Origin of the sequence: Pseudomonas sp. (assembly GCF_049590575.1) — a bacterium.
Taxonomy (GTDB): domain Bacteria; phylum Pseudomonadota; class Gammaproteobacteria; order Pseudomonadales; family Pseudomonadaceae; genus Aquipseudomonas.
On the sequence record NZ_JBAWDE010000393.1, the window covers coordinates 1 to 26,789 of the forward strand.

At 60.5% G+C, this 26,789-nt stretch carries 23 protein-coding genes and 1 pseudogene; 8 read left to right on the forward strand and 16 right to left on the reverse strand.

Annotated elements, in window-relative coordinates:
- The first annotated feature begins 221 nt into the window (after positions 1 to 221).
- Complete coding sequence (locus WBR57_RS27390; RefSeq protein WP_010207573.1) at positions 222 to 1,562, forward strand: hemolysin family protein; 1,341 nt, start codon at positions 222 to 224, stop codon at positions 1,560 to 1,562.
- A gap of 3 nt (positions 1,563 to 1,565) precedes the next feature.
- Here the strand turns inward: WBR57_RS27390 and WBR57_RS27395 are convergent, their stop codons facing one another.
- From WBR57_RS27395 to WBR57_RS27430, 8 genes are all read right to left on the reverse strand, one after another.
- Entirely contained in the window at positions 1,566 to 2,228 is a 663-nt protein-coding gene (locus tag WBR57_RS27395; protein ID WP_424088325.1) for a peptidoglycan DD-metalloendopeptidase family protein, read from the reverse strand.
- A gap of 150 nt (positions 2,229 to 2,378) precedes the next feature.
- Complete coding sequence (locus tag WBR57_RS27400; protein ID WP_424088327.1) at positions 2,379 to 3,278, reverse strand: response regulator; 900 nt, start codon at positions 3,276 to 3,278, stop codon at positions 2,379 to 2,381.
- 168 nt (positions 3,279 to 3,446) lie between these two features.
- Positions 3,447 to 4,208 carry a phosphate signaling complex protein PhoU gene (gene phoU / locus WBR57_RS27405; RefSeq protein ID WP_424088329.1) on the reverse strand — a complete coding sequence of 254 codons (762 nt, stop codon included), beginning with the start codon at positions 4,206 to 4,208 and terminating at the stop codon, positions 3,447 to 3,449.
- 70 nt (positions 4,209 to 4,278) lie between these two features.
- A complete protein-coding gene (gene pstB, locus WBR57_RS27410; protein ID WP_424088331.1) occupies positions 4,279 to 5,112 on the reverse strand; it encodes a phosphate ABC transporter ATP-binding protein PstB in 834 nt (277 codons plus the stop codon).
- Between the two features lie 115 nt (positions 5,113 to 5,227).
- Positions 5,228 to 6,898 carry a phosphate ABC transporter permease PstA gene (gene pstA / locus WBR57_RS27415; RefSeq protein WP_424088332.1) on the reverse strand — a complete coding sequence of 557 codons (1,671 nt, stop codon included), beginning with the start codon at positions 6,896 to 6,898 and terminating at the stop codon, positions 5,228 to 5,230.
- 15 nt (positions 6,899 to 6,913) lie between these two features.
- On the reverse strand, positions 6,914 to 8,947 hold the full coding sequence (locus tag WBR57_RS27420; protein ID WP_424088376.1) for an ABC transporter permease subunit: 2,034 nt from the start codon (positions 8,945 to 8,947) through the stop codon (positions 6,914 to 6,916).
- Positions 8,948 to 9,333: 386 nt separating this feature from the next.
- A complete protein-coding gene (locus WBR57_RS27425; RefSeq protein WP_015886581.1) occupies positions 9,334 to 10,320 on the reverse strand; it encodes a phosphate ABC transporter substrate-binding protein PstS in 987 nt (328 codons plus the stop codon).
- Between the two features lie 228 nt (positions 10,321 to 10,548).
- On the reverse strand, positions 10,549 to 11,838 hold the full coding sequence (locus WBR57_RS27430) for an MFS transporter (protein WP_424088333.1): 1,290 nt from the start codon (positions 11,836 to 11,838) through the stop codon (positions 10,549 to 10,551).
- Positions 11,839 to 12,245: 407 nt separating this feature from the next.
- Between WBR57_RS27430 and WBR57_RS27435 the strand changes: the two genes are divergently transcribed.
- The gene (locus WBR57_RS27435; RefSeq protein ID WP_003176975.1) at positions 12,246 to 12,650 is read left to right on the forward strand and encodes an acyl-CoA thioesterase; all 405 of its coding nucleotides are present in this window, start codon (positions 12,246 to 12,248) and stop codon (positions 12,648 to 12,650) included.
- Between the two features lie 57 nt (positions 12,651 to 12,707).
- Positions 12,708 to 13,607, forward strand: coding sequence for a D-hexose-6-phosphate mutarotase (locus tag WBR57_RS27440; RefSeq protein ID WP_424088335.1), 900 nt, complete (start codon positions 12,708 to 12,710; stop codon positions 13,605 to 13,607).
- Positions 13,608 to 13,670: 63 nt separating this feature from the next.
- On the opposite strand, the gene WBR57_RS27445 is transcribed toward WBR57_RS27440, so the two are convergent.
- The 5 genes and pseudogenes from WBR57_RS27445 to WBR57_RS27465 form a co-directional block, all read right to left on the reverse strand.
- Complete coding sequence (locus WBR57_RS27445; RefSeq protein ID WP_424088339.1) at positions 13,671 to 14,207, reverse strand: DUF3299 domain-containing protein; 537 nt, start codon at positions 14,205 to 14,207, stop codon at positions 13,671 to 13,673.
- Between the two features lie 78 nt (positions 14,208 to 14,285).
- Positions 14,286 to 14,531, reverse strand: a complete 246-nt coding sequence (locus tag WBR57_RS27450) for a GlsB/YeaQ/YmgE family stress response membrane protein (RefSeq protein WP_015886585.1) — start codon at positions 14,529 to 14,531, stop codon at positions 14,286 to 14,288.
- Positions 14,532 to 14,638: 107 nt separating this feature from the next.
- Entirely contained in the window at positions 14,639 to 15,724 is a 1,086-nt protein-coding gene (locus WBR57_RS27455) for a 5-(carboxyamino)imidazole ribonucleotide synthase (RefSeq protein ID WP_424088342.1), read from the reverse strand.
- A gap of 11 nt (positions 15,725 to 15,735) precedes the next feature.
- Positions 15,736 to 16,227 (reverse strand): 5-(carboxyamino)imidazole ribonucleotide mutase, encoded by a 492-nt coding sequence (purE, locus tag WBR57_RS27460; RefSeq protein WP_003195648.1) that lies wholly within the window; start codon positions 16,225 to 16,227, stop codon positions 15,736 to 15,738.
- A 524-nt stretch (positions 16,228 to 16,751) separates the two neighbouring features.
- Positions 16,752 to 16,838, reverse strand: a pseudogene (locus WBR57_RS27465) (hypothetical protein); the annotation flags it as partial.
- A gap of 338 nt (positions 16,839 to 17,176) precedes the next feature.
- Here WBR57_RS27465 and WBR57_RS27470 point away from each other — a divergent pair.
- Positions 17,177 to 17,926 carry a hypothetical protein gene (locus WBR57_RS27470; protein ID WP_424088345.1) on the forward strand — a complete coding sequence of 250 codons (750 nt, stop codon included), beginning with the start codon at positions 17,177 to 17,179 and terminating at the stop codon, positions 17,924 to 17,926.
- Between the two features lie 59 nt (positions 17,927 to 17,985).
- Here WBR57_RS27470 and WBR57_RS27475 read toward each other — a convergent pair whose 3' ends face one another.
- A complete protein-coding gene (locus WBR57_RS27475; protein ID WP_424088347.1) occupies positions 17,986 to 18,897 on the reverse strand; it encodes a LysR substrate-binding domain-containing protein in 912 nt (303 codons plus the stop codon).
- A gap of 182 nt (positions 18,898 to 19,079) precedes the next feature.
- Between WBR57_RS27475 and aspA the strand changes: the two genes are divergently transcribed.
- On the forward strand, positions 19,080 to 20,504 hold the full coding sequence (gene aspA, locus WBR57_RS27480) for an aspartate ammonia-lyase (RefSeq protein WP_017135792.1): 1,425 nt from the start codon (positions 19,080 to 19,082) through the stop codon (positions 20,502 to 20,504).
- Between the two features lie 312 nt (positions 20,505 to 20,816).
- Here the strand turns inward: aspA and WBR57_RS27485 are convergent, their stop codons facing one another.
- Both WBR57_RS27485 and WBR57_RS27490 read right to left on the reverse strand, forming a co-directional pair.
- The gene (locus tag WBR57_RS27485; RefSeq protein WP_424088349.1) at positions 20,817 to 21,206 is read right to left on the reverse strand and encodes a hypothetical protein; all 390 of its coding nucleotides are present in this window, start codon (positions 21,204 to 21,206) and stop codon (positions 20,817 to 20,819) included.
- Positions 21,207 to 21,229: 23 nt separating this feature from the next.
- Positions 21,230 to 22,609 carry a PAAR domain-containing protein gene (locus WBR57_RS27490; protein WP_424088351.1) on the reverse strand — a complete coding sequence of 460 codons (1,380 nt, stop codon included), beginning with the start codon at positions 22,607 to 22,609 and terminating at the stop codon, positions 21,230 to 21,232.
- A 582-nt stretch (positions 22,610 to 23,191) separates the two neighbouring features.
- On the opposite strand from WBR57_RS27490, the gene WBR57_RS27495 reads away from it, so the two are divergent.
- From WBR57_RS27495 to WBR57_RS27505, 3 genes are all read left to right on the forward strand, one after another.
- Positions 23,192 to 24,643: an alanine/glycine:cation symporter family protein gene (locus tag WBR57_RS27495; RefSeq protein WP_424088354.1), complete on the forward strand. Its 1,452-nt coding sequence runs from the start codon at positions 23,192 to 23,194 to the stop codon at positions 24,641 to 24,643.
- Positions 24,644 to 24,727: 84 nt separating this feature from the next.
- Complete coding sequence (locus WBR57_RS27500) at positions 24,728 to 25,705, forward strand: asparaginase (RefSeq protein ID WP_424088356.1); 978 nt, start codon at positions 24,728 to 24,730, stop codon at positions 25,703 to 25,705.
- A 49-nt stretch (positions 25,706 to 25,754) separates the two neighbouring features.
- Positions 25,755 to 26,747 (forward strand): AraC family transcriptional regulator, encoded by a 993-nt coding sequence (locus tag WBR57_RS27505; RefSeq protein WP_424088358.1) that lies wholly within the window; start codon positions 25,755 to 25,757, stop codon positions 26,745 to 26,747.
- Positions 26,748 to 26,789 lie beyond the last annotated feature (42 nt).

Below are 26,789 nucleotides of genomic sequence, written 5' to 3' on the forward strand. Positions count from 1 at the left end.
GCGGTGGGTCAGTCAACACATCCATATCCGACCCACCGCCATCGGGGGCAAGCCCCCTCCCACAGGCGATCCGTGTGATTCTGATAGCTGTACTTCAAGCCCCGCCCGGCAGCGGGCACTAGGCAAGCGCCCCGTCAGCCGCTACATTGGCCGACTTGCGCCTGCCTTTCAGGCCCTCCTGTTACCCCTTATTGAACACACGGAACCTGCAAAACCCCATCATGGACCCTTCCCCTGGTATCACCCTCGCTACGCTCTTTGCCGACTTCGGCATGATTCTTTTTGCACTGATCCTGGTACTGCTCAACGGTTTCTTCGTTGCGGCGGAATTTGCCATGGTCAAACTGCGCGCCACCCGGGTCGAGGCCATCGCCCACAAAAACGGCTGGCGCGGACAGATCCTGCGCACCGTGCACAGCCAGCTCGACGCCTACCTGTCGGCCTGCCAGCTGGGCATCACCCTGGCCTCCCTGGGCCTGGGCTGGGTCGGTGAGCCGGCCTTTGCGCACATCCTCGAGCCGCTGCTGGGCGCCGTGGGCGTCGAGTCGCCGGAAGTGATCAAGGGCGTGTCGTTCTTTGCGGCGTTCTTCGTGATTTCCTACCTGCACATCGTGGTCGGCGAGTTGGCACCCAAATCCTGGGCGATTCGCAAACCCGAGCTGCTGTCGCTGTGGACGGCGGTGCCGCTGTACCTGTTCTACTGGGCCATGTACCCGGCGATCTACCTGCTCAACGCCAGCGCCAACGCCATCCTGCGTATCGCCGGCCAGGGCGAACCCGGCCCGCACCACGAACACCATTACAGCCGCGAAGAACTCAAGCTGATCCTGCACTCCAGCCGTGGCCAGGACCCGAGCGACCAAGGCATGCGCGTGCTCGCCTCCGCCGTGGAAATGGGCGAGCTGGAAGTCGTCGACTGGGCCAATTCCCGGGAAGACCTGGTGACCCTGGACTTCAACGCCCCGCTGAAGGAAATCCTCGCGCTGTTCCGCCGCCATAAATTCAGCCGTTACCCGGTGTACGACGCGGTGCGCAATGAGTTTGTCGGCCTGCTGCACATCAAGGACCTGCTGCTTGAGCTGGCAGCCCTGGACCACATCCCCGAGTCGTTCAACCTGGCCGAGCTGACCCGCCCGCTGGAGCGCGTGTCGCGGCATATGCCGTTGTCGCAGCTGCTGGAGCAGTTCCGCAAAGGCGGCGCGCATTTCGCCCTGGTGGAGGAAGCCGACGGCAAGATCATCGGCTACCTGACCATGGAAGACGTACTGGAAGTGCTGGTGGGCGACATTCAGGACGAACACCGCAAGGCCGAGCGCGGCATTCTGGCCTACCAGCCAGGCAAACTGCTGGTGCGTGGCGACACGCCGCTGTTCAAGGTCGAACGCCTGCTCGGTGTCGACCTCGACCACATCGAAGCCGAAACCCTGGCCGGGCTGATCTACGATACGCTCAAACGCGTGCCGGAAGAGGAAGAAGTGCTGGAGGTTGAAGGTTTGCGGATCATCATCAAGAAGATGAAAGGGCCGAAGATCGTACTGGCCAAGGTCTTGCTGCTGGACTGACCTTCAATTGCCCAATGCAAAATTGGGCAATGTGCCGACGGGCTGGTTGAACTCATACGGGATCGACACCAGCCCGGCCTCGGTACTCTGCTGCACCACAAAGTGCAGGTGCGGCCCGCTGCTGTTGCCGGTATTGCCCGACAAGCCCAGCGGGCTGCCCACCATCACCCGCTGCCCTGGCCTGACGCTGACCGAGCCCTGCTTGAGGTGCAGGTATACGCCCTGGGTGCCGTCATCGTGCCGCACGCGCACGAAATTGCCTGAGGCATCGCTGCCGCGCCCAACCTGGTTATTCTCGGTCTTTACCACCGTCCCACTGCGTGCCGCGATGATCGGAGTGCCTTCGGGCATGGCGATATCCAGGGCGTAGCGGCTTTTTGCGTCGGTGTGGCTGAAGCTGCCATTCGCGCCTTGGCTCAGCCGGAACGGCCCGCCGCGCCAGGGCAAGGGGTAGCGGTAGGCTTGCTGTCGGTAAAAGGGTTGGGGCCTGTCGAGCACCGGGCGCGGGGCGTTGCGTTCCTGGATCACAAACGCCTGGGCGCCGGGGGTTTGCCGGTCGCTGAAAAACACCACGCCGTTGGCATCGGTGGACTTGTAGAGGGTCATGGCCAGGGTCGAAGTGGCGACCGTGGCCAACGTGCAGGACAGCAGGAGGCGAAGAAGCATGGCGCGAACCTGACAGAATGACTGAACGCCAAGCTAGCAACGGTAAATGACAGTTTTGTAGTGAGCGGGCTTGCCCCACGCTGGGCTGCGCAGCAGCCGCACCAAAAACCGTATTTACTCAGTCAGAACACCCTTGCTCCCGCCACAAGGTCAGGCACCCGGCACAAAGTGCTTCTGCGCTGTACCGCGCGCGATCAAGCGGGAGATGTAGTCGAGCTTCTGTGCGTCCTGGTCGATGAACCGGAAGGTCAGTTGCAGCCAGTCGCTGTCCGGCTTTGGCTCGAAGGCGACGATGGCGTGCAGGTAGCCGTTGAGACGGGCGACTTCGGCGTTGTCGCCTTGCTCAAGGTCGAGCACGGCGCTTTCCAGCACCTGGGGCAGGACTTCACCACGACGCACCACCAGCAGCGCCTCCTTGATGCTCAGCGCCTTGATCACGCATTGCTGGGTGCCGCTGGACAGGCGCAATTGGCCTTGCCCACGGCCACCCGCTGGCGACGCAGCAGCAGGTGCCTGCACCGGCTGGCTGTTGAGCAGGCCTTTGCTCGGCACCGCCACCGGGGCCGGCTTGACCGCTTCGGGCTTGCCGCCGGTCAGGGCGCTCAGCGAGTCGTTACCGAAAGCCGAGTTCATCTTGGTCGGCGCGCTGGCCACCAGCGCGTCGAGGCGGCCGATCTTGTGCAGGGCCTGCTTGACCTTGTTCAGCAGTTGCTCGTTGGTGAACGGCTTGCTGACGTAGCCGGAAACGCCGGCCTGGATCGCCTGGACCACGTTTTCCTTGTCGCCACGGCTGGTTACCATCACGAAGGGCATGGCCTTGAGGTGCGGCTGTTCGCGGCACCAGGTCAGCAGCTCCAGGCCGGACATTTCCGGCATTTCCCAGTCACACAGCACCAGGTCGAACGTCTCGCGCATCAGGATGGCCTGGGCCTTTTTGCCGTTCACCGCATCTTCCAGCTTGATCCCCGGGAAGTAGTTGCGCAGGCACTTCTTCACCAGGTCGCGAATAAACGAGGCGTCATCCACCACCAATACACTGACTTTACTCATCGACCCTTCATCCTATAAAAACCGCGGCACGCAAAACGCCTGACTGATGGCATTTTGCCAAAACTCTGTAGTCACAGCCGGACTTTATTGCTCCCGCCGCGCAAATAATTCGGTTGCCACAAACGAAAACGCCCGGCCAATGGCCGGGCGTTAATTTCTCGGGCAACCTTACTTATCGTCAGGTTCGCCCGGAACATTAGGGATTTGGTCGGCGGAACCTTCAACTTCGGCCTTCATGCGCTTGAGGCCCATGTGCCGCACGTCGGTGCCGCGCACCAGGTAGATCACCAGTTCCGAGATGTTACGCGCGTGGTCGCCAATGCGCTCCAGCGAACGCAGCACCCAGATGATGCTCAAGACCCGCGAGATAGAACGCGGGTCTTCCATCATGTAGGTGGCCAGCTCACGCAGTGCGGTCTTGTATTCGCGGTCGATGGTCTTGTCGTACTGGGCCACCGACAGTGCCAGGTCGGCGTCGAAACGGGCAAATGCGTCAAGGGCATCGCGCACCATGTTGCGCACCTGGTCGCCGATATGGCGCACTTCCACGTAGCCACGCGGCGCTTCGCCTTCTTCGCACAACTGGATGGCGCGGCGGGCGATCTTGGTAGCTTCGTCGCCGATGCGCTCCAGGTCGATCACCGACTTGGAAATGCTGATGATCAAACGCAGATCGGAGGCCGCCGGCTGGCGACGCGCGAGAATGCGCAGGCATTCTTCGTCGATGTTGCGCTCCATCTGATTGATCTGGTCATCGATCTCACGCACCTGCTGGGCCAGGCCCGAGTCAGCCTCGATCAGCGCGGTGACGGCGTCGTTGACTTGCTTCTCCACCAGCCCACCCATCGCCAGGAGGTGGCTGCGCACTTCCTCAAGCTCGGCGTTGAACTGCGCGGAGATGTGATGGGTAAGGCCTTCTTTGCTAATCATGTTGGCGTCCTTGGAGCGTCCGGTAAGGTGCGGGGAACCGCAGCGTCAGTGCAATCAGAACCACAGCTTCCTAGCCGTAGCGACCGGTGATGTAGTCTTCGGTCTGCTTCTTCGCCGGATTGGTGAATAGGGTATCGGTATCGCCGAACTCCACCAGCTTGCCCATGTACATGAACGCGGTGTAGTCGGACACCCGCGCTGCCTGTTGCATGTTGTGGGTCACGATGACGATGGTGAATTTGGACTTGAGCTCGTAGATCAGCTCTTCGACTTTCAGCGTCGAGATCGGGTCGAGTGCCGAGCAGGGCTCGTCGAGCAGCAGCACTTCCGGCTCTACGGCGATGGTACGCGCGATTACCAGACGCTGTTGCTGGCCACCCGACAAACCAAGTGCCGACTCATGCAGGCGGTCCTTGACCTCGTCCCACAATGCCGCGCCTTTGAGGGCCCACTCGACCGCTTCGTCGAGGATGCGTTTTTTGTTGATGCCCTGGATGCGCAGGCCATAGACCACGTTTTCGTAGATGGTCTTGGGGAACGGGTTGGGCTTCTGGAACACCATGCCCACGCGGCGGCGCAGCTCGGCCACGTCCTCGCCCTTGCGGTAGATGTTGGTGCCGTAGAGGTTGATGGCGCCGTCCACGCGGCAGCCATCGACCAGGTCGTTCATGCGGTTGAAGGTGCGCAGCAGCGTGGACTTGCCGCAGCCCGACGGGCCGATAAAAGCGGTCACGCGCTGCTTGGGGATGTTCATGCTGACGTCGAACAGCGCCTGCTTTTCACCGTAGTAGAGGCTCAGGCCCGGCACTTCGATGGCCACGGTTTCCTGGGCCAGGCTCAGGGTCTGCTTGTCGCGCCCCAGGGCCGACATGTTGATGCCGTGGGAATGGGTTTCGTGTTGCATGGGATGCTCCCTGTGCTGTTGTGTGGGAGGGGGCTTGCCCCGACATATGTGCTGGCTGGCACATCGCAATCGGGGGCGAGCCCCCTCCCACAAATAAGTCCGCGTTCAATTCAGATTAGCTGTCCAACGCTTTGTATTTTTCGCGCAGGTGGTTACGAATCCACACGGCCGACAAGTTAAGCGTGGCGATCACCAGCACCAGCAGCAAGGCGGTGGCGTACACCAGTGGCCGTGCGGCTTCGACGTTGGGGCTCTGGAAGCCGACGTCATAGATATGGAAGCCCAGGTGCATGATCTTCTGGTCCAGGTGCAGGTACGGGTAATTGCCATCCAGCGGCAGTGACGGCGCCAGTTTCACCACACCGACCAGCATCAGCGGCGCCACTTCACCGGCGGCACGGGCCACGGCGAGGATCATGCCGGTCATCATCGCCGGGCTGGCCATCGGCAGCACGATCTTCCACAGCGTTTCCGCCTTGGTCGCGCCGAGTGCCAGGGACCCCTCACGCACGGTGCGAGGAATCCGCGCCAGGCCTTCTTCGGTGGCCACGATCACCACCGGCACCGCCAGCAGCGCCAGGGTCAGCGAGGCCCACAGCAGGCCCGGCGTACCAAAGGTCGGTGCCGGCAGGGCTTCGGCGAAGAACAGGCGGTCAACCGAGCCGCCCAATACATACACGAAGAAGCCCAGGCCGAACACGCCGTAGACGATAGCCGGTACGCCGGCCAGGTTGTTCACCGCGATGCGGATGATGCGAGTCAGCGTGTTCTGCTTGGCATATTCACGCAGGTACACCGCCGCCAGCACGCCGAACGGGGTCACGATCATCGCCATGATCAGGGTCATCATCACGGTGCCGAAGATCGCCGGGAAAATCCCGCCCTCGGTGTTGGCTTCCCGTGGGTCGTCACTGAGGAACTCCCAGACCTTGCTGAAGTAGAAACCGATCTTGGTCAGCGTGCCCATGGCGTTCGGCTGGTAGGCGTGCACCACTTTGCCGATGCCGATTTCCACTTCCTTGCCGTTGCCATCACGGGCGGTCAGCGAGTCGCGGTTGAACTGGGCGTGCAGGTCGGCCAGGCGCGCTTCGATCTCCTGGTAACGCGCGTTCAGCTCGGCGCGGCCGGAGTCCATGTCGGCCTGGGCGGCAGCGTCGAGCTTGCCTTCAAGCTCCAGCTTGCGACCGTGCAGGCGGATGCGCTCCAGCCCGGCGTTGATCGCGCCAATGTCGGATTTCTCGAGGGTCTTGAGCTGGGCGGCCAACTTGTTGACGCGGTCGACGCGCGCTTGCAGCTCCGGCCACGCCGCCTCGCCTTCGGCGATGACCTTGCCATCCTGCTTGACGTTGACCAGCGTGCCGTAGAAGTTGCCCCACTCGCGACGTTCGATGGCCATCAGCTCGACCGGCTTGGTCTGGTTTTTCAACCACTCGCCGACGATCCAGGTGAAGTCGTTGCCGTTCAGGTCGCGGTTACCGACCTTGATCAGCTCGCGGGTCATGAATTCCGGGCCCTGGTCGGGCACCGGCAGGCCCGCGCTTTTCAGGCGTTCACGCGGCACTTCTTCTTTCTGCACCACTTCGCCGATGACGATATGGTTCGCCTGGCCCGGCACATCGTAGTTGGCCTGGATCAGGTCGGCCGGCCAGAAATGGCCCAAGCCACGCACCGCAATCACAGCCAGCAAACCAATGGTCATGATGACCGCGATGGACACCGCGCCACCGCTGATCCAGACGCCTGGGGCGCCGCTCTTGAACCATCCATTCAGGGAGTTCTGTTTCACAGACTTCTACCTTTCTTAAAGCGACGAGTATTTCTTGCGCAGACGCTGACGAATCAGCTCGGCGAGGGTGTTCATGATGAAGGTGAACAGCAGCAGCACCAGCGCCGAGAGGAACAGCACGCGGTAGTGACTGCCGCCCACTTCCGACTCGGGCATTTCCACCGCGACGTTGGCCGCCAGCGTGCGCAGGCCTTCGAACAGGTTCATTTCCATCACTGGCGTGTTACCCGTGGCCATCAGCACGATCATGGTCTCGCCGACAGCGCGGCCCATGCCGATCATCAGGGCCGAGAAGATGCCCGGGCTGGCGGTCAGGATCACCACGCGGGTCATGGTCTGCCACGGCGTGGCACCCAGGGCCAGGGAGCCCAGGGTCAGGCCGCGCGGCACGCTGAACACGGCGTCTTCGGCGATGGAATAAATGTTCGGGATCACCGCGAAACCCATGGCCAGGCCGACCACCAGGGCGTTGCGCTGGTCGTAGGTGATGCCCAGGTCGTGGGAGATCCACATGCGCATGTCGCCGCCGAAGAACCAGGTCTCCAGGTACGGGCTCATGTACAGCGAGAGCCAGCCCACCAACAGGATCACCGGGATCAGGATCGCGCTTTCCCAGCCATCCGGCACCCGCAGGCGGATCGACTCAGGCAGGCGGCTGAACACGAAGCCGGCGACCAGGATGCCTATCGGCAACAGCATCAGCAGGCTGAAAATCCCCGGCAAATGCCCTTCCACATACGGCGCCAGGAACAGGCCGGCGAAGAAACCGAGGATCACCGTCGGCATCGCTTCCATCAGCTCGATCACCGGCTTGACCTTGCGGCGCAGGCTCGGGGCCATGAAGTACGCGGTGTAGATCGCAGCGGCGACGGCCAGAGGCGCGGCCAGCAGCATGGCGTAGAACGCAGCCTTCAAGGTGCCGAAGGTCAGCGGCGCCAGGCTCATTTTCGGTTCGAAATCGGTGTTGGCGGCGGTCGATTGCCAGACGTATTTAGGCTCGTCGTAGTTTTCGTACCAGACCTTGCTCCACAACGCGCTCCAGGAAACTTCCGGGTGCGGGTTGTCCAGCAGCAGCGGTTGCAGCTTGCCGCCGGCTTCGACGATCACACGGTTGGCGCGGGGCGACATACCGAAAATGCCCGTGCCGTCGACCACCGGGTCCACCAGCAGGGTACGGTGGGCGGTGCTGTGGAACACGCCGAACTTGCCGGAAGCGTCGAGGGCGGTGAAGCCCTTGCGACGTTCTTCAGCGGTGATTTCGACGATCGGCGCAGTGCCCATCTGGAAGGTACGAATCTGCTTGAAGCGCTGCTCGCCATCCGGGTCGCGGGCCATGAACCACTGGGCCAGGCCACCCTTGGAGTTACCAACGATCAGCGAGATACCGCCCACCAACTGGGTGCTGGCGGTGATTTCGGCAGTGCCGTCTTCCAATAATTTGTATCGACCGTTGAGACTCTTGTCGCGCAGGCTGAAGACATCGGCCAGCGCACGCCCGTTGATCACGTACAGCCACTGCTGGCGCGGGTCGATGAAGATCGCTTTTACCGGTTCGGTCATCTGCGGCAGGTCGATACGCTTCTGCTCGCTGGTGACTTCGCCGGTCATCATGTTTTCTTCGCGGCTCAGGTTCAGCACGTTCAAGTAGGAACCGGCGGAGCCTGCGACCACCAACGACGAATCGGTGGCGTTAAGCGCGACGTGCTCCAACGCACGGCCCTGCTCATCAAGGACAATCGGCGTTTCACCGTAAGGGTATTCAATCGCCGGGGTGATGGTTTTCTTGCCGTCCGGGTAGGACACCTTATAGGTGTGGCGGAACACCAGGGACTGGCCATTCGACAAACCAAGGATCACCAGCGGGCTGCCCGGCTGGTCTTCACCGATGGACGACACGCGGGTGCCGGCCGGAAGCGGCAGGTCGACGCGCTTGAGTTCAGCACCGGTATCGACTTCAAAGAACAGCGCCTGGCCCTTATCGGAAACACGCATGGCGACCTGGTTCTGCTCTTCCAGGGAGATCATCAGCGGCTTGCCGGCGTCTTGCATCCAGGCTGGCGTGAGGGCGTCTTCCTTGGTCAGCGAAGCGCCCTGGAACAGTGGCGCGACTACATAGGCGAGAAAGAAGAAGATCAGGGTGATAGCGCCGAGTACGGCGAGGCCGCCGATCAACACGTACCAACGGGTCAGGCGATCTTTGAGCGCGCGGATGCGGCGCTTGCGTTGCAGCTCAGGCGTATTGAAATCAATGCGCTTGGGAGGAGAAGTCGTCGTCATGGTGGAATTGGCCAGATCATTCATGCGCACACCCTAGCGATCCTGTATGACAGAAAGATGACAGTGCAGTGACGCAACAAATCCGCCGCGAAGCAGGGCTGGCAGCGGATTGAAAATTAGTGATGCGGGGGCCGGTTTACCGGCCCCCGCAGAGGCAATCAGTTGCCTTCTTTCAGGCCCAGGTCAGCCAGGGCCTTGGCGGCAACTTTGGCTGGCAGTGGGATGTAGCCGTCTTTTACTACAACTTCCTGGCCCTGTTTGGACAGAACCAGTTTCACGAACTCGGCTTCCAGCGGGGCCAGAGGCTTGTTCGGGGCTTTGTTGACGTACACGTAGAGGAAGCGCGACAGCGGGTACTTGCCGTTCAGGGCGTTTTCTTCGGTGTCTTCGATGAAGTCAGTGCTGCCTTTCTTGGCCAGCGCCACAGTCTTCACGCTGGCGGTCTTGTAGCCGATGCCCGAGTAACCGATGCCGTTCAGCGAGGAGCTGATCGACTGCACGACCGAAGCCGAGCCTGGTTGTTCGTTCACGTTAGGCTTGTAGTCGCCTTTGCACAGGGCTTCTTCCTTGAAGTAGCCGTAGGTGCCGGACACCGAGTTACGACCGAACAGCTGGACCGGCTTGTTGGCCAGGTCGCCGGTCACACCCAGGTCGCCCCAGGTTTTCACGTCGGCTTTAGCACCGCACAGACGCGTCGAGGAGAAGATCGCGTCGACTTGTTCCATGGTCAGGTGCTGGATCGGGTTGTCCTTGTGCACGAACACGGCCAGGGCATCCACGGCAACCGGGATAGCGGTTGGTTTGTAGCCGTACTTCTGCTCGAAGGCCGCCAGTTCGGTGTCCTTCATCTTGCGGCTCATCGGGCCCAGGTTGGAGGTGCCTTCAGTCAACGCAGGTGGCGCGGTGGCGGAGCCGGCAGCTTGAATCTGGATGTTGACGTTCGGGTATTCCTTTTTGTAACCCTCAGCCCACAGGGTCATCAAGTTAGCCAGGGTATCGGAACCGACGCTGGACAAGTTGCCCGACACACCAGTGGTCTTCACGTAAGCCGGAATTGCCGGATCAACACCAGCGGCCACCGCGTTGGCGGTCGCAACGCCAGCAGCGACAAAAGTCATTGCCGCCATCAAACGTTTCAGTTTCATGCCTTGCTCCTAGCAGATAGGGATAGTTGGATCGGGGCCAAGTATCGGGAGGCCGTGTGAACACTCTATGTCCGTAATATGACAATTAGATGAAAGGCCAGCATTCACGCAGAACGCGGGGCTTTGAGCAAAGGCAGGAAATGCGGGGGTTTGAAGAGGGGTGCAGCGGTTTTGGGAAACCGCCCTGTGGCGAGCGAGCTTACTCGCCACAGGGTTATCAGCCAGCTGTCAGCGGCCGCGCTTCCACAGATACCCACCGACCAGAATGCCCATCACACACAGCACGGCAACGTAGTAGGACGGGCCCATCGGGCTTTCCTTCATCAGCAGCGACACCGCCAGCGGCGTCAGGCCACCGAATATGGCGTACGCGACGTTATAGGAGAACGACAAGCCACTGAAACGCACCACCGGCGGGAAGGCTTTGACCATCACATAGGGCACCACGCCGATGGTGCCGACAAACAGGCCGGTCAAGGCGTACAGCGGAAACAGCCAGTCAGGATGGGCGATCAGGCTGTGGTAAAGGGTCCAGGAGCTTGCCAGCAACAGCGCACACCCGACGATCAGCACGCGGCCCGCGCCAAACCGGTCCGCCAGCGCGCCGGAAGCAATGCAGCCCAGGCTCAGGGTGACGATAGCCAGGCTGTTGGCCTGCAGCGCAACGGTTGCGCTGAAGTGGTAGACGGTCTGCAGCACGGTCGGGGTCATCAGGATAACCACGACAATCCCGGCGGACAGCAGCCAGGTCAGCAGCATCGACAACACGATGGCGCCGCGGTGATCGCGCAGCACGGCGCGCAACGGCAGTTCTTCGGCCAGGGCCTTGCGTTGCTGCATCTCGGCGAAAATCGGCGTTTCATGCAGCCAGCGGCGCAGGTACACCGACAGCAGGCCGAACACACCGCCGAGCAGGAACGGGATCCGCCAGGCGTAATCCGAGACCTGCTCCGGGCTATAGATAGTGTTGATGGCCGTGGCCACCAGCGAGCCCAGCAAAATGCCGGCGGTCAGGCCGCTGGTCAGGGTGCCGCAGGCGTAGCCGATATGGCGCGGCGGCACGTGTTCGGAGACGAACACCCAGGCGCCTGGCACTTCACCGCCAATCGCTGCGCCCTGGATGATGCGCATCAGCAGCAACAGCATCGGCGCCCACAGGCCGATCTGCGCGTAGGTCGGCAGCAGGCCCATGATCAGGGTCGGCACGGCCATCATGAAGATGCTCAGGGTGAACATTTTCTTGCGCCCGAGCAGGTCGCCGAAGTGCGCCATGATGATGCCGCCCAGCGGGCGTGCCAGGTAGCCCGCGGCAAAGATGCCGAAGGTCTGCATCATGCGCAGCCATTCGGGCATGTCGGCGGGGAAGAATAGTTTTCCGACCACGGTGGCGAAAAACACGAAAATAATGAAATCATAAAACTCCAGCGCCCCGCCCAAGGCAGACAGCGACAGGGTTTTGTAGTCGTTGCGGGTCAGCGGGCGCGAAGGTTGCGCACTGCTTGCGGGCACGGAGGACATGGCAAGGCTTCTCTTATATTAGTCAGGACGGCAGATCCGAGGTGCTGGCTGAGCCAGGACGGGTTGGGCAAGATAGCAAATCGCCCGAAAAATCACACCAGAAGCACAGTTGCCGGAAAAACCCACGATACAGCCGCGAATTGCCGACCAAATGAGCGCCGAAAGGTCGTCGTGGCGCATGGGTCTCGATATACTCGGGCCTTGCAAGCGCAAGACCCGCAGTCTTGAGGGGCTGCTGTGCCAAAACGTCGTTGGGTGCCGTTCCAGCCGATTTGGCAGAGTTTCCCTTTAGTCCGCCTGACGAGAAACGCACCCCGCTTCGTGTGCCGGTGCTGAAACGATTTTCCAGAAGGCGGCTATCCACTTGATATACCCATGAAGCGTCACGGGTCAGAGGCACCCTCGGCATGATCGAACTCGAACAAGAAGATCCTATTCCGCAAGGCGATCTCGCCCTGCAAATCACCGCCCTCCCGCGTGAAACCAACGGTTTCGGCGACATCTTCGGCGGCTGGCTGGTCGCGCAGATGGACCTGGCCGGCACCGCCATGGCCAGCAAGGTTGCCGGCGGGCGCGTGGCCACCGTGGCGATTGATCGCATGGCGTTCCTGGTGCCCGTAGCGGTCGGCGCGCAACTGTCCTTCTATACCCAGGCCCTGGAAATCGGCCGCAGCTCGATCCAGATGATGGTCGAAGTGTGGAGCGACGATCCGCTGTCCAGCGAATGGCGCAAGGTCACCGAGGCCGTATTTGTGTTCGTCGCCATCGATGGCAGTGGCCGCACCCGTTCGGTGCCGTCGCGGGCGCGTTAAACCTCGCCGGGTTTTGACGGTCAATTGCCCCATTGCCTGCCATAAAGAGTGCTGTGTATGCCTACGCCCCACGTTGAAAGCGTAAAAATCGACGAACTGGACTGCTGGCGCATCCGCCACAACGGCGCCGAACTGATGGTTGCCCAACAGGGCGCGCACATCTTCAGTTACCAGCGTTCGGGCGAGCAGCCGCTGATCTGGCCAAACCCGGCAGCCGTGTTCAAGCAAGGCAAAGGCATTCGAACCGGCGTGCCGGTGTGCTGGCCGTGGTTTGGCGTGTTTGACCGCAACCCGCAAAGCGTCAAGGCGATGCGCAAGAGTGACCAGCCCGCTGGCGCCCATGGTTTTGTGCGCACCGCGCTGTGGGAATTGGCCGCGACTGAACGCGAAGGCGCCGCACTGCGTGTCGACCTGGTGTTGCCGGTACCTGCGGGCGGTTTCCCTGGCTGGCCGCATCAGGTCGACCTGAAGCTGAGCCTGCTGCTGGACGACCAGTTGCATATCCGCCTTACCAGCCACAACCGTGACGCCGACGTCGTGACCCTCAGCCAGGCGCTGCACACCTACTTCGCCGTGAGCGATGTGCGCAACGTGCAGGTTGAAGGCCTGGATGGGCGGGCTTATATCGACACCGCCGACGGCTGGAGCAATAAACAGCAAGCCGGCCTGCTGCACTTCAGCGCCGAGACCGATCGCATCTACCTCGACACGCCGGCTCAGCTGAATATCGTCGATAACGCTTGGCAGCGCCGCATTCAACTCACCGCAGAGGGCTCCAGGTCGACCGTGATCTGGAACCCCTGGACCGAACGCGCCAAGGCCTTTGACGACATGGCCGACGATGGCTGGCAGGGCATGCTCTGCATCGAGACGGCGAATGTGCTGGACGATGTGGTGAGCCTGGCGCCGGGTGAAAGCCACACATTGGGCGTGAGCATCACCGCCATCGCCCTGTAGAGACACCGATGAAAATGTGGGAAGGGGGCAAGCCCCCTCCCACATTTGGTTTTGTGTTGGGTATTAGAGATCGGACTCCTTCACCACCCGCACCTTCCCCGCATCCAGCGCATACGCCGCATCCGCCAGGTCGTTGTTGACCTTCTCCACCTTCAACGTGCCCGTGACCCACAGCGGCGTGTAGATATCATCCAGCTTCAAGCCCTTGGGATAGCGCACCAGCACTAACTGGTTAGGCGGCGGTGGCGGCACGTGGATGCAAGCGCCAGGGTACGGGACCAGGAAAAACAACGTGCTGCGGCCCTTGGCGTCGGTTTCCAGCGGCACCGGGTAGCCGCCGATGCGGATGTGCTTGCCGTTCATGGCAGCCACGGTCTTGGTCGAATACATCACCGCCGGCAAACCTTTGCTTTGCTTCAGGCCACCTTTGTCGGTGAACGTGCCTTGGGCTTCCGGGGAATTGTGGTCGATCTCGGGCATTGCTTCGAGGGCTTTCTGGTCCGACAGCGGCATCAGGTCGAGCCAGTCGGTTTCCGGCAGCTCGCCAGCGTGAACCAGGCCGGAGCCCAGGAATAAGAGTGTGAACAGAAGACGGCGCATGCAGGGGCTCGACAAGGTTAACAGTGTCGGCATTCTAGCCCTCTGCGCCTGCGCAGCGCAGAGGGCCGTGACGCTAAATCATTTTTTTCGCAGCAGGCCGTAGATTACCAACAGCACGATGGCGCCGATCAGCGCACCGAGGAAGCCTGCACCTTGACCCGCCTGGTAGATACCCAGGGCCTGACCACCATAAGTGGCGACCAGCGAACCTGCGATACCCAGCAGGATGGTCATGATCCAGCCCATGCTGTCATCGCCAGGCTTGAGGAAACGCGCCAGCAGGCCGACGATCAGGCCGATAAAGATGGTTCCGATGATACCCATGGCATTTCCCTCTGATTGAATGTGAGTCATGGCAAAGCCTAGTCAGGCTTTGCCATCCTGCAATCAGAGAGACGGCGGTGACCAATGGTTCCCGCCGATCCCAGGGTTTATTGCTCGGCGATCAGCGCTTCGACCTTGAGGATCTGCGCTTGCAGCGTTGCGCGGTCCTTGCAGCGCAGGTTGGCGTGGCCGACCTTGCGCCCGGCCTTGAAGGCCTTGCCGTAGTGATGCAGGTGGCAGTCATCGATCGCGATCACACGCTCAACCGGCGGCACAACACCGATGAAGTTGAGCATGGCACTCTCGCCGACCTTGGCCGTGGAGCCCAACGGCAAGCCCGCCACCGCCCGCAGGTGGTTTTCGAACTGGCTGCACTCGGTGCCTTCGGTGGTCCAGTGCCCGGAGTTGTGCACACGCGGGGCGATTTCGTTGGCCTTGAGGCCACCGTCGACTTCAAAGAATTCGAACGCCATCACGCCGACGTAATCCAGTTGCTTGAGCACACGGCTGGAATAATCTTCGGCCAGGGCCTGCAATGGGTGATTGGTACTGGCCACGGAGAGCTTGAGGATGCCGCTGTCGTGGGTGTTGTGCACCAACGGGTAGAAGCGCGTTTCGCCATCACGGGCACGCACGGCGATCAGCGAGACTTCGCCGGTGAACGGCACAAAGCCTTCCAGCAGGCAGGCGACGCTGCCCAGTTCGGCGAAGGTGCCAACCACATCGGCGGCGGTACGCAGGACTTTCTGGCCCTTGCCGTCGTAACCCAGGGTGCGGGTTTTCAGCACGGCCGGCAGGCCGATGCTGGCGACTGCAGCATCCAGGTCCGCCTGGGACTGGATATCGGCAAACGCCGGGGTCGGGATGCCCAGTTCCTTGAACATGCTCTTCTCGAACCAGCGGTCGCGGGCGATGCGCAAGGCTTCGGCGCTTGGGTACACCGGTACGAATTGCGACAGGAACGCCACGGTTTCGGCCGGGACGCTTTCGAACTCGAAGGTCACCAGGTCGACTTCTTCAGCCAGTTGGCGCAGGTGGTCCGGGTCGCTGTAATCCGCGCGCAGGTGTTCACCCAACGCGGCCGCGCAGGCGTCGGGCGCCGGGTCCAGGAAAGCGAAGTTCATCCCCAGCGGGGTTCCCGCCAGGGCCAGCATGCGGCCCAATTGGCCGCCACCGATTACACCGATTTTCATCGTCAACAACCTCAGGCGATGCGTGGGTCTGGATTGTCCAGCACGCTGTCTGTCTGCTCAGCGCGGAATTTTTTCAGCACCGCGTGGAACTGCGGGTGCTTGGCGCCCAGGATGCTGGCCGACAGCAAGGCGGCGTTGATCGCGCCAGCCTTGCCGATCGCCAGGGTCGCCACCGGGATGCCAGCCGGCATCTGCACGATGGACAACAGCGAATCCACGCCCGAGAGCATCGACGACTGCACCGGTACGCCAAGCACTGGCAGGTGAGTCTTGGCTGCGCACATGCCTGGCAGGTGCGCAGCGCCGCCGGCACCGGCGATGATCACCTCGATGCCACGGGATTCTGCTTCATCGGCATACTGGAACAGCAAATCCGGGGTGCGGTGGGCAGAGACCACTTTCACTTCATACGGAATGCCGAGTTTTTCCAGCATATCGGCGGTGTGGCTAAGGGTGGACCAATCGGACTTGGAGCCCATGATCACGCCAACCAATGCACTCATCGTCGTGCCTCTTCTCTCTGGGCGCCCGCAGGCGCGTCAAAAAACAACAAGCCACGCGGGAAATCCGGCGTGGCTTGTTGTACGAAATTTGGCCGGTTGGACCGGCCGAAGGCCGCGCAGTATACCGTAATAACGCAGATAAACAGCCCCTTGGGTGACCATCTGTCTTACACCTTGAACCAGCCTGTTTACTGACTTTGAAGTCAACGCATATCCCGCTGCCAGCACACTTGCGACAGCGACCTCAATTTCGCTCGAAGATTGACGAGAACCACCATCGTATTTGGCAACTGATCCCACTTAAAACTCGCCCCGTCATCAGCCCCTTGAAACTCATCACAATGACCGTATTTACGCACAAGGAATTAATGCATAAAAAATCTTCGTCTTTACACAAACATTATTTTTCATGGCTTAAACCCGAACTCGAGACCTTGGCCACGCGCCCTATCAATATCCACGTGGTGAAAAGCAGCGCTTATCTTTTTGCGCGGCCATGTTTTCAAATTCGCCACGAGCCACTTAAGGAAAACCAAGTCCATCTCCTGCGGCGTCCCCGCCAGGGCCAGCATGCGGCCCAATTGGCCATCACCGATTGCACCGACTTTCATCCATCAACCTCAGGCAATGCGTGGAACTTGATGGTCCAGGACGCTGCCAGTCTGCTCGGCACGGAGTGTTTTCAGAGCGGCGTGAAAGTAGGGATGCTTGACGCCCAGGTTCACGCCAAATAACGCAAATATACAGCCCTTCGGGCGACTATCCGTCACACGCCCACATCACTCGAGTGCCAGAGCTCTGACGCAGCGAGGAGTAAATAAAAGACACAAAATTTTTTATATTGATTGTAAATGCAATGACGGTAAAAACCCATTACATATCGACGCTTTTTCCGACTATTTGAGCGTGTTTCAATACATGCCAAAGTTCATATTCCAGGTACAAAACCATGCATATCAACTCTGCGTCCCAATACCGTCCCTTCGCGCCACAAAGCGAGCCGCTGCACGCCCAATCAATAACGTCCCCCCGCTCAGAAACCGTGCTCCAGCGGCCCATCAACATAACGGTCTTTCTCCATGAAGACTTGAAAAACGAGAATCCCGACACACTTAGAAAACTTCACTTTTCCTGGCTGGAGAAAGAACTAAGGGATATCAGTGGTCGCGAAGTCAACATTAAGTTGGTAGAAAACAGTAAACTTAGCAACCTGGAATATAAAAATGAAGACCTCAATGACACGATCAATACATGGCTTGACGAGTACCACCCAATAAGGGCCCGATACGACTTGGACCAGCCGCTTAACAAGGCATTATTGTTGACCAAAAGTATAATAAATCCCAAAGATCAGGGCGTCGCCAATGAGGACGGCGGAATAGCCCCGGCCCTGGACCGCAATCCCGCCCATGAGATAGGCCATATGCTCGGTGCAACTCATGAAGACGCGGACATTGGCTTCAACCCACCCAGCCGGACCGTTTTTCATGACCTTTCTACCTCGGCACTCATTACGACCTTGCGCCAGGGTAACCCTCAGGAGGCCATCCGCAAAAACCCTTACCTGCGTTCCTACCTCGGCTACAAGCCATCGATCATGAACGGGGGGGACGGCATACCTCAGCCCCCGGGGCAAACCTACCGCTTCAGTGACAAAAACAGAGAAAACATTCGTACCTATCTCAGTCAGTTCCCTTGAACTGTCGCGGCACCACTACTGATGGACAGGGGAATCCACCCACATTGATTTTCTCTTATTCAAGAACTGGGGCCCGCCGCCCCACCTTCCAATTTGCGCCACAACAACCGTACATTCGCCTTACGCACCAACGCACAGCGATACAGACGAATCTCCAACGGCACATGCCATTGCGGGCCGCCGCACACCACCAGTTCGCCCCGCGCCAATTCGGCACGCACGCTCAGTTGCGGCACCCAGGCGATACCCAGGCCCTCCAGCGCCATGCTCTTGAGGCTGTCGGCCATGGCGGTTTCGTACACCGTGGTGAAACGCAGCGCACGCTGGCGCAGCAGCAGGTTTACCGAGCGCCCCAGAAACGCACCGGCGCTGTAGGCCAAAAGCGGTACGCTGCCCTCGCCTTCGAGGTCAAACAGCGGCTGGCCGTCGGCATCGGCGGCGCACACCGGGAGCATCTCGGTGTTGCCCAAGTGCAGCGACGGGAAGATCTCCGCGTCCATCTGCATCGCGGCGTCCGGGTCGTAGAACGCCAGCATCAGGTCACAACCGCCCTCGCGCAACGCATGCACGGCATCGCCTACGTTAGTAGCGACCAACCGCGTGGCGATATTCAGGCCTTCGTTGCGTAATTGCGCAATCCAGCGCGGGAAGAAGCCCAACGCCAGGGAATGCGCCGCCGCCACTTGCATGACTTCGCCCTGCCCGCCTTCCAGGTGATGCAAATGTCGCAGTACCTCGCCGAGCTGCTCGACCACAGTGCGTGCGGTCACCAGAAACAGCTGACCCGCCGCCGTCAATTCGACTGGCGTGCGCGAGCGGTTGACCAACGTCAGGCCCAGCGCGGCTTCCAGGCTGCGGATACGCCGGCTGAACGCCGGCTGGGTGACAAAGCGCCGCTCCGCCGCCTGGGAAAAGCTGCGGGTGGCCGCCAAGGCGCTGAAGTCTTCCAGCCATTTGCTCTCAAGGTTCATCACATCCTCCCACGGGTACGCACCATTTTGGCACACACGCCCGCCATGATAGCTGGGTCACACTTACATTATGCCGTTTGTGCATAGGCCAGTGCTGAACAGCATTGGCCCAAAAACGCTCACAAGCCTAGCATTCGCAGCGTTCCGGCCAGTTCCGGGTCCCTATCGAGATGATTTCCGTCATGTCCTCCGCTGCATCATTCCGCACAGAAAAAGACCTGCTTGGCGTACTTGAAGTACCCGCTCAAGCGTATTACGGCATCCAGACCCTGCGAGCGGTGAATAACTTCCGCCTCTCGGGCGTTCCGATTTCGCATTACCCGAAATTGGTGGTCGGCCTGGCAATGGTCAAGCAGGCGGCCGCTGACGCCAACCGCGAGTTGGGCCAGCTCAGCGAAGCCAAGCACGCAGCCATCAGCGAAGCCTGTGCCCGCCTGATCCGCGGCGATTTCCACGAAGAGTTCGTGGTGGACATGATTCAAGGCGGCGCCGGCACTTCAACCAACATGAATGCCAACGAAGTCATCGCCAACATCGCGTTGGAGGCCATGGGCCACAACAAGGGCGAGTACCAGTACCTGCACCCCAACAATGACGTGAACATGGCGCAGTCGACCAACGACGCCTACCCGACCGCGATCCGTTTGGGTCTGCTGCTGGGCCATGACGCGCTGCTGGCCAGCCTCGACAGCCTGATCCAGGCGTTCGCCGCCAAAGGCGTTGAATTCGGCCACGTGCTGAAAATGGGCCGCACCCAACTGCAAGACGCCGTGCCGATGACCCTCGGCCAGGAATTCCGCGCTTTCGCCACCACCCTCGGTGAAGACCTGGCCCGCCTGAAAACCCTGGCGCCAGAGCTGCTGACCGAAGTGAACCTGGGCGGCACCGCCATCGGCACCGGCATCAACGCCGACCCGCGCTACCAGGCGCTCGCCGTACAACGCCTGGCCCTGATCAGCGGCCAGCCGCTGGTACCGGCCGCCGACCTGATCGAAGCCACCTCCGACATGGGCGCCTTCGTGCTGTTCTCCGGCATGCTCAAGCGTACCGCGGTGAAGTTGTCGAAGATCTGCAACGACTTGCGCCTGCTGTCCAGCGGCCCACGCACCGGCATCAACGAGATCAACCTGCCGGCGCGCCAGCCAGGCAGCTCGATCATGCCCGGCAAAGTCAACCCGGTGATCCCGGAAGCCGTGAACCAGGTCGCGTTCCAAGTCATCGGTAACGACCTGGCCCTGACCATGGCAGCCGAAGGCGGCCAGCTGCAACTGAACGTGATGGAGCCGCTGATCGCCTTCAAGATCTTCGACTCGATCCGCCTGCTGCAGCGCGCTATGGACATGCTGCGTGAACACTGCATCGTCGGCATCACCGCCAACGAAGCCCGCTGCCGCGAACTGGTGGAGCACTCCATCGGCCTGGTCACCGCGCTGAATCCGTATATCGGCTATGAAAACGCCACCCGCATTGCGCGAATCGCCCTTGAAAGCGGCCGCGGCGTGCTGGAACTAGTGCGCGAAGAAGGCTTGCTCGACGACGCCATGCTCGACGACATCCTGCGCCCCGAAAACATGATCGCTCCACGCTTGGTCCCGTTGAAGGCCTAAGCGTTTGTTGCACCGCTCACCAGGTTGAGGGACTAGACACCTCTCACCTTTTGAGGGCCTGAAGGCTCGTTCTTCAGGCCCTTTTTTTTGCCTGTCATTCCTCTCCTTATATAAAGCCCTCGCATCCATCTACTGCGTTTCATATAAAAACATTTCTCCCTTACTGCCCTTCAGCGTTCGCCTGGGATGGTGGGTCAGTCAACGCATGTAGTGGCTGGTATGGCGCATTCGGGAGCAAGCCCGCTCCCACAGGGGTTGTGCGCTGGCAGTTGGCTTTTGCTGATATCGGGCCTCGGGTGAGGCCCGCTTGGGTTACTTGAACTTTGCCAGAATGTACGCAGCCGCCAACCAAATCAGAGCCGTACAGATCAGCGTCGTAGTGATTATGAAAAGACGTTTTAGATAGCGTGGGAAGGTTTCAAAGTCCACTGGATCCAAGTTGCCCAGCCGGATATGCGCCTTTGGCATCAGGATCATTCCGGCTATTTGTGACATTTCCAAAAGAGACCAAATCAAACCGCGCTTCCCAAGGCTGTCTCCCCAAAGATAGATATAACGGCTGTTTTTCAAAGCCTCTTTTATGGCATCCATGTGACGGCAAGTAAGATATAAGTGAAGCGCGAGACCAGTAAATCCAAGAAGGAATGGGCTGGCCAAAAGCCAAATTTCTAACCAAGCGTTCCAAGACTCATCCGTTGTCATGGCAAAGTTTTCTCGTACAGTTTTTATCCTATCTGTTCTCCACGCATACCGCCGATAGTCGTGCCCACCCAAGCGCCTGCCCCAACTAAAGTCGCGACACACACAACGCCTCCTATACCGGTTGTAACACCAAGTGCCAGACAGATCGCGCCACCAGCAACACTGCCTGCTGATCCACCAAATGCACCGCCGCCAACCGAGCCGGCGAACTTTCCACCCTCTGTGAACTTGATCTTTTCGCAAGCCGCACCGGAATCGTTATTGCAAACCTGCTGTATCGCTAGCGAGGAAGATACACCGCCAAGGCCAATCCCGATGTAACCACCTGCTTTCATGTATTTTGCAGCTCGACTCGTCGCCTCAACATGAGCCGCATACCCGGGAATCTGCCCCGGCCCACCTGCTTTGTCCCAGTGATGCACCAGACTGCGACTGGATATACCCAAGGCGGTTTTCAACTTGGGGTGATCGCCCAAGGTTGTCTGCCCGCGCAAGCGAGTGGAGTTAAGCAAATGAGCATCCAACTGACTCATCAACCGCTGACGATCCGCAAAGAACTGCGCTGATCTAAGGTGCCCGTGCTGTCGATAACTGTCCTGATGCAGTCGTTCCATGGCCTGCAGCGTCTCGCGCAGGTTGTTCAGATGCTTTTCCATCACCACCGCGCTGACGCCAAGCCAGGTAGAGGTATGCCCGATAAAACCGGCGATTTCGGCACCATGACGGTATAGAAAGTCAGCCTCATCCGGCGTCAAGGCATCCAGGGAGGCATCGACGTGTTGGACAGCCTGCATCAGTTGCGCTTCCTGATACGTGCAGGAGGTGTTGTTCGGATCGCTGAGCACGATTATCGAACCAGCTTTGACGTGGCCTGTGTTGGGATTCAGCGATTGAAACTTGCGCATTACCGCCGGGTCCCGAATGGGAAACAGTGTGGTTTCCATAGCTTCGCGGGTCATGCTTTTGGGGACGATATAAAAACCTGGATCCTGTCCCGAGAGACCGTTAAATACGCGAGGGATCGAATGACTCGACGGGGCATAAGCGTTTTGAGATGTGGCTCCCGGCGTGGTAGCTGTTTGCGCCGGTGCGGCTGCTCTTCCGCGGGCGCTCACTGCGGCGTTACCTTTGCTGTACTTGGCTGAAAATACCGAAGGAATCAGTTCGGCCTTACAAGGGCAGTCGCTGTAACTATCCAGAGTGCCTGCCATTAGCCTGCCACGACTATTCATGTGGGAAATGCCGCTGACAATTTTATAAACCTGCCCGTCCTTGCCACAGCTCACGCGGTCACCTTCGCAAGCATGAAAGAGGCCATGTATGTCGAAGCTTTTATCCCCGTCCAGCACTTCCCCGCCGCAGGTGGTCTTGTCACCCAGGCCAATAAAATAACCTACGCTCATTTTTTTGCCTCTTATCATGGTTTCTTCGGCCGCGCGCTCCTGCTCATCTCGATAAGAAAACTGACGCGTGACGCATTTCAATCGAAGTAAACGAGTAAGGAAAAGTCAGTGGCAGGCCAAACTTTGGAGAGGGATTTACTGAGGGTAAAGTCGGACGATTCCGGGAGCTTCGTCGTATAAGTCTGATATTTTATGACGACGCTGTAGCCTCTTCTTTCTCGGGATTCCACGCCCAGTCGCTGATGAGCAGCGAGGCAGAGGAAATTAACGCTATGCACGCTCCCTCACCTCGCCACAGGTGTGAAACCAGGCCTTGATTGATCAGCCTCAGCGCGACTTTTCCGATTGACCGTTCCTCGGTCAATTGCGCCCCTTGCAGACGGCTGGCGCGCACCTAGGTATAGTGCCGCCCCTCTTCGCGTCAGAGATCGTCGGTAACGAGACCCTGGACAACGCGAAACCGCATGAATAACAACACCCGCAAAAGGATTGGGGTCGAAGCGTCGTGCACTGCCTGGTGCCGAGCGATGCGTCGAACCGTCCTGCGTTTTTGCCATTAGAAAAATCAGCGAGGAACACTCCATGCTCGAAGTCATCAACGACTTCCTCTCAGGGAAAGTACTGATCGTGCTCATTGTCGGGCTCGGTGGTTATTTTACGATTCGCTCGCGTTTCGTTCAGTTGCGCCACTTTTTCCACATGTTCTCGGTGTTTAAAGACAGCCTGAAGAGCAGCTCCGGCCAACTCAGTTCGTTCCAGGCGCTGATGCTCAGCCTGGCCGGCCGCGTCGGTGCCGGCAACATCGCCGGTGTCGGCATTGCCGTGACCCTGGGTGGCCCGGGTGCCGTGTTCTGGATGTGGGTCACTGCGCTGGTGGGCATGTCCTCGAGCTTTATCGAGTGCTCCCTCGGCCAGCTGTACAAGCGCACCGACGCCGAAGGCACCTACCGTGGCGGCCCGGCCTACTACATCCAGCACGGTTTGCAGAAGCGCTGGCTGGGCATGGTCATGGCGTTCCTGCTGCTGGTGACCTTCGGGTTTGCCTTCAACGGCCTGCAAGCCCACGCCGTGACGCACTCGCTGAACAACGCGTTCGGCCTGGACACCACCTACACCGGCCTGGCCCTGGCGGTATTGCTCGGCCTGGTGTTCATCGGCGGGATCAAGCGCATCGCCTCGATCGCCGACCTGCTGGTACCGGTCAAGACCCTGGTGTACATCGCCGTGACCCTGTACGTGATCGTGCTGCAATTCGACCACGTGCCCGCCATGCTCGCGACCATCGTCAAGAGCGCGTTCGGCCTCGACCAAGCCTTCGGTGGCCTGGTCGGTAGCGCGATCATCATGGGCGTGAAGCGCGGCGTGTTCGCCAACGAAGCCGGCCTGGGCAGTGCGCCTAACGTGGCCGCAGTGGCCTCGGTGGAACACCCGATCGCCCAAGGCGTGGTGCAGGCGTTCAGCGTGTTCCTTGACACCTTCGTAATCTGCACCTGCACCGCACTGCTGATCCTGCTCTCCGGCTTCTACACCCCGGGCTTTGAAGGCGACGGCATTGCCCTGACCCAGAACTCTCTGGCGGCGGTGGTTGGCGATTGGGGCCGGATGTTCATCTCGGTGGCCCTGGCGTTGTTCGTGTTCACCTCGATCATGTACAACTACTACCTCGGCGAGAGCAACCTGCGCTTCATCGTCGGTGACAACCGCAAGGTGCTGATGGGCTACCGCGCGCTGGTGCTGGTGCTGATTTTCTGGGGTTCCATCGAGAACCTGAGCACTGTGTTCGCCTTCGCCGACATCACCATGACCCTGCTCGCGTTCGTCAACCTGTTCGCCCTGGCGTTCCTGTTCAAGATCGCCATGCGCATCCTGAATGACTACGACAACCAGCGCGCGGCGGGCATCAAGACCCCGGTGTTCGACTCCAGCCAGTTCCCCGACCTGGACCTGGACCGCAAGGCCTGGCCGGCCAACCCGGTCAAGTCTGAGCCAGCCGCTCAAACGTCGGCTGAACTGAACGCTCAAGCGCAACGCTGAGCGTCACACACCTAGATAGATGACACGCCGCCCGGCCTTGGGCATGCTCTGGGCCCGGCGGCGTTTTTCGTTCAGGAGATTCTGATGCAACCAGCTCACACCATCATGGTGCTCTACACCGGCGGCACCATCGGCATGCAGGCCAGCGCCAACGGCCTGGCGCCAGCGTCAGGTTTTGAAGCGCGCATGCGCGAACAGCTTGCCAACGTGCAAACACCGGCCTGGCGCTTCCGGGAAATGTCCCCGCTGATCGACAGCGCCAACATGACCCCCGCCTACTGGCAGCGCCTGCGCGTCGCCGTGGTCGAGGCGGTGGACGCAGGCTGCGACGCGGTGCTGGTGCTGCACGGCACCGATACCCTGGCCTACAGCGCGGCCGCCATGAGTTTTCAACTGCTTGGCCTGCCCGCGCCGGTGGTGTTTACCGGTTCGATGCTGCCGGCCGGCGTGCCCGACAGCGATGCCTGGGAAAACGTCAGCGGCGCACTGGCAGCCTTGGGCGAAGGCCTGGCGCCGGGCGTGCACTTGTACTTCCACGGCGCGCTGATGGCGCCGACTCGCTGCGCGAAGATCCGCAGCTTTGGTCGCCACCCGTTTGCCGCGCTGCAACGCAACGGCGGCGTGGCCAAGGCGGATAACCTCCCTGCCGCACTGGGCTACGGTCATGACAAGGCCCCGGCCAATGTCGGCGTGCTGCCGCTGGTGCCGGGCATCGCCGCTACGCAGTTGGACGCATTGATCGACAGCGGCATCCAGGCGCTGGTACTGGAATGCTTCGGCAGCGGTACCGGGCCCAGCGACAACCCGGCCTTTCTCGCCAGCCTGCAACGCGCGCAAGACAACGGCGTGGTCGTGGTCGCGATCACCCAATGCCATGAAGGCGGTGTGGAGCTGGACGTGTACGAAGCCGGCAGCCGCCTGCGTGGCGTTGGCGTGTTGTCGGGCGGCGGGATGACCCGTGAGGCGGCATTCGGCAAGTTGCAGGCGCTGCTCGGTGCCGGGCTGGCAACCCAGGAAGTGCGCCGATTGGTGGAGCTCGACCTGTGCGGCGAACTGAGCTGACCGGCATATAACTTGCTCAACTTCCAGCCACCCCTGGCTGGAAGTTCCTATGTTGCACTCCCACCTCACGACCCTCAATGCCGTGTCCCTGGTGCTCAGCACCTTCAAGGCCGAGGGCTTGCCCTTTGATACGCTGCTGGCTGGCAGCGGTATCTGCGTGGCGGATCTGACCCGTGCCGACACGCGGATCACCACCAACCAGGAAATGCGCGTGTGCGCCAACGCCGTGGCCCTGCGCCAGGATATTGGCCTGGAACTGGGCCGCCGGATGCACGTCTCGTCCTACGGCATGCTCGGCTATGCCCTGCTCACCAGTGCCACCTTCGGTGACGCTTTGCGCCTGGCACTGCGCTACCCGGCGCTGTTGGGAACACTTTTCGAGCTGAGCCTTGACGAGGACGGCGAACGCATCTGGTTTACGGCCGGCGACTACCGGGAAAACCCGGCACTGGAAATGTTCAATGTCGAACTGTGCCTGGCCTCGCTGAAAGTGATCTGCGACGACCTGCTGGGCCAACCGCTGCCCTTGCTTGGGGCGCGCTTTGCGCACGAAGCCCCGCACTACCAGCTGCGTTACGCCGACAGTTTCCCCTGCCCCCTGCAATTCCAGGCCACGGCCAATGCCTTTGCTTTCGACCGCAGCTGGCTGGACCAGCCACTGCCTCTGGCCGACGCCATCACCCACCAGGCCATGGCCGAACGCTGTCGCAAACAGAACCTGGAATTCACCGGGCGCCAGGCCTGGCTGGGGCGAATTCGCCAGCTGCTCGCCAGCCAACTCAACGCCGCGCCCGGCCTGGAAGGCCTGGCCGAACAGCTGAACTGCTCGGCGCGGACCTTGCGCCGCCACCTGCATGAACTGGGCAGCAGCTATCAAGCCTTGCTTGATGAACTACGTTTTGACCGCGCCAAACAGTTGCTGGCTGAAGACCGCTTGCCGATTTATCAGATCGCCGAAGCCCTGGGGTTCAGCGAAACCGCCAGTTTCAGGCACGCGTTCGTGCGCTGGAGCGGCGTAGCGCCGAGCCAATTTCGAGCATGACGCCCCATTGAGGGGCGAATTCAGGACACACAATTTGGCCAT

Bases quoted from the DNA above. Each gene is read 5' to 3' on its own strand.
- WBR57_RS27390 (WP_010207573.1), top strand. From the start codon at position 222: ATGGACCCTTCCCCTGGTATCACCCTCGCTACGCTCTTTGCCGACTTC.
- WBR57_RS27395 (WP_424088325.1), bottom strand. From the start codon at position 2,228: ATGCTTCTTCGCCTCCTGCTGTCCTGCACGTTGGCCACGGTCGCCACT.
- WBR57_RS27400 (WP_424088327.1), bottom strand. From the start codon at position 3,278: ATGAGTAAAGTCAGTGTATTGGTGGTGGATGACGCCTCGTTTATTCGC.
- phoU (WP_424088329.1), bottom strand. From the start codon at position 4,208: ATGATTAGCAAAGAAGGCCTTACCCATCACATCTCCGCGCAGTTCAAC.
- pstB (WP_424088331.1), bottom strand. From the start codon at position 5,112: ATGCAACACGAAACCCATTCCCACGGCATCAACATGTCGGCCCTGGGG.
- WBR57_RS27420 (WP_424088376.1), bottom strand. From the start codon at position 8,947: ATGCAAGACGCCGGCAAGCCGCTGATGATCTCCCTGGAAGAGCAGAAC.
- WBR57_RS27425 (WP_015886581.1), bottom strand. From the start codon at position 10,320: ATGAAACTGAAACGTTTGATGGCGGCAATGACTTTTGTCGCTGCTGGC.
- WBR57_RS27430 (WP_424088333.1), bottom strand. From the start codon at position 11,838: ATGTCCTCCGTGCCCGCAAGCAGTGCGCAACCTTCGCGCCCGCTGACC.
- WBR57_RS27435 (WP_003176975.1), top strand. From the start codon at position 12,246: ATGATCGAACTCGAACAAGAAGATCCTATTCCGCAAGGCGATCTCGCC.
- WBR57_RS27440 (WP_424088335.1), top strand. From the start codon at position 12,708: ATGCCTACGCCCCACGTTGAAAGCGTAAAAATCGACGAACTGGACTGC.
- WBR57_RS27445 (WP_424088339.1), bottom strand. From the start codon at position 14,207: ATGCGCCGTCTTCTGTTCACACTCTTATTCCTGGGCTCCGGCCTGGTT.
- WBR57_RS27450 (WP_015886585.1), bottom strand. From the start codon at position 14,531: ATGGGTATCATCGGAACCATCTTTATCGGCCTGATCGTCGGCCTGCTG.
- WBR57_RS27455 (WP_424088342.1), bottom strand. From the start codon at position 15,724: ATGAAAATCGGTGTAATCGGTGGCGGCCAATTGGGCCGCATGCTGGCC.
- purE (WP_003195648.1), bottom strand. From the start codon at position 16,227: ATGAGTGCATTGGTTGGCGTGATCATGGGCTCCAAGTCCGATTGGTCC.
- WBR57_RS27470 (WP_424088345.1), top strand. From the start codon at position 17,177: ATGCATATCAACTCTGCGTCCCAATACCGTCCCTTCGCGCCACAAAGC.
- WBR57_RS27475 (WP_424088347.1), bottom strand. From the start codon at position 18,897: ATGAACCTTGAGAGCAAATGGCTGGAAGACTTCAGCGCCTTGGCGGCC.
- aspA (WP_017135792.1), top strand. From the start codon at position 19,080: ATGTCCTCCGCTGCATCATTCCGCACAGAAAAAGACCTGCTTGGCGTA.
- WBR57_RS27485 (WP_424088349.1), bottom strand. From the start codon at position 21,206: ATGACAACGGATGAGTCTTGGAACGCTTGGTTAGAAATTTGGCTTTTG.
- WBR57_RS27490 (WP_424088351.1), bottom strand. From the start codon at position 22,609: ATGAGCGTAGGTTATTTTATTGGCCTGGGTGACAAGACCACCTGCGGC.
- WBR57_RS27495 (WP_424088354.1), top strand. From the start codon at position 23,192: ATGCTCGAAGTCATCAACGACTTCCTCTCAGGGAAAGTACTGATCGTG.
- WBR57_RS27500 (WP_424088356.1), top strand. From the start codon at position 24,728: ATGCAACCAGCTCACACCATCATGGTGCTCTACACCGGCGGCACCATC.
- WBR57_RS27505 (WP_424088358.1), top strand. From the start codon at position 25,755: ATGTTGCACTCCCACCTCACGACCCTCAATGCCGTGTCCCTGGTGCTC.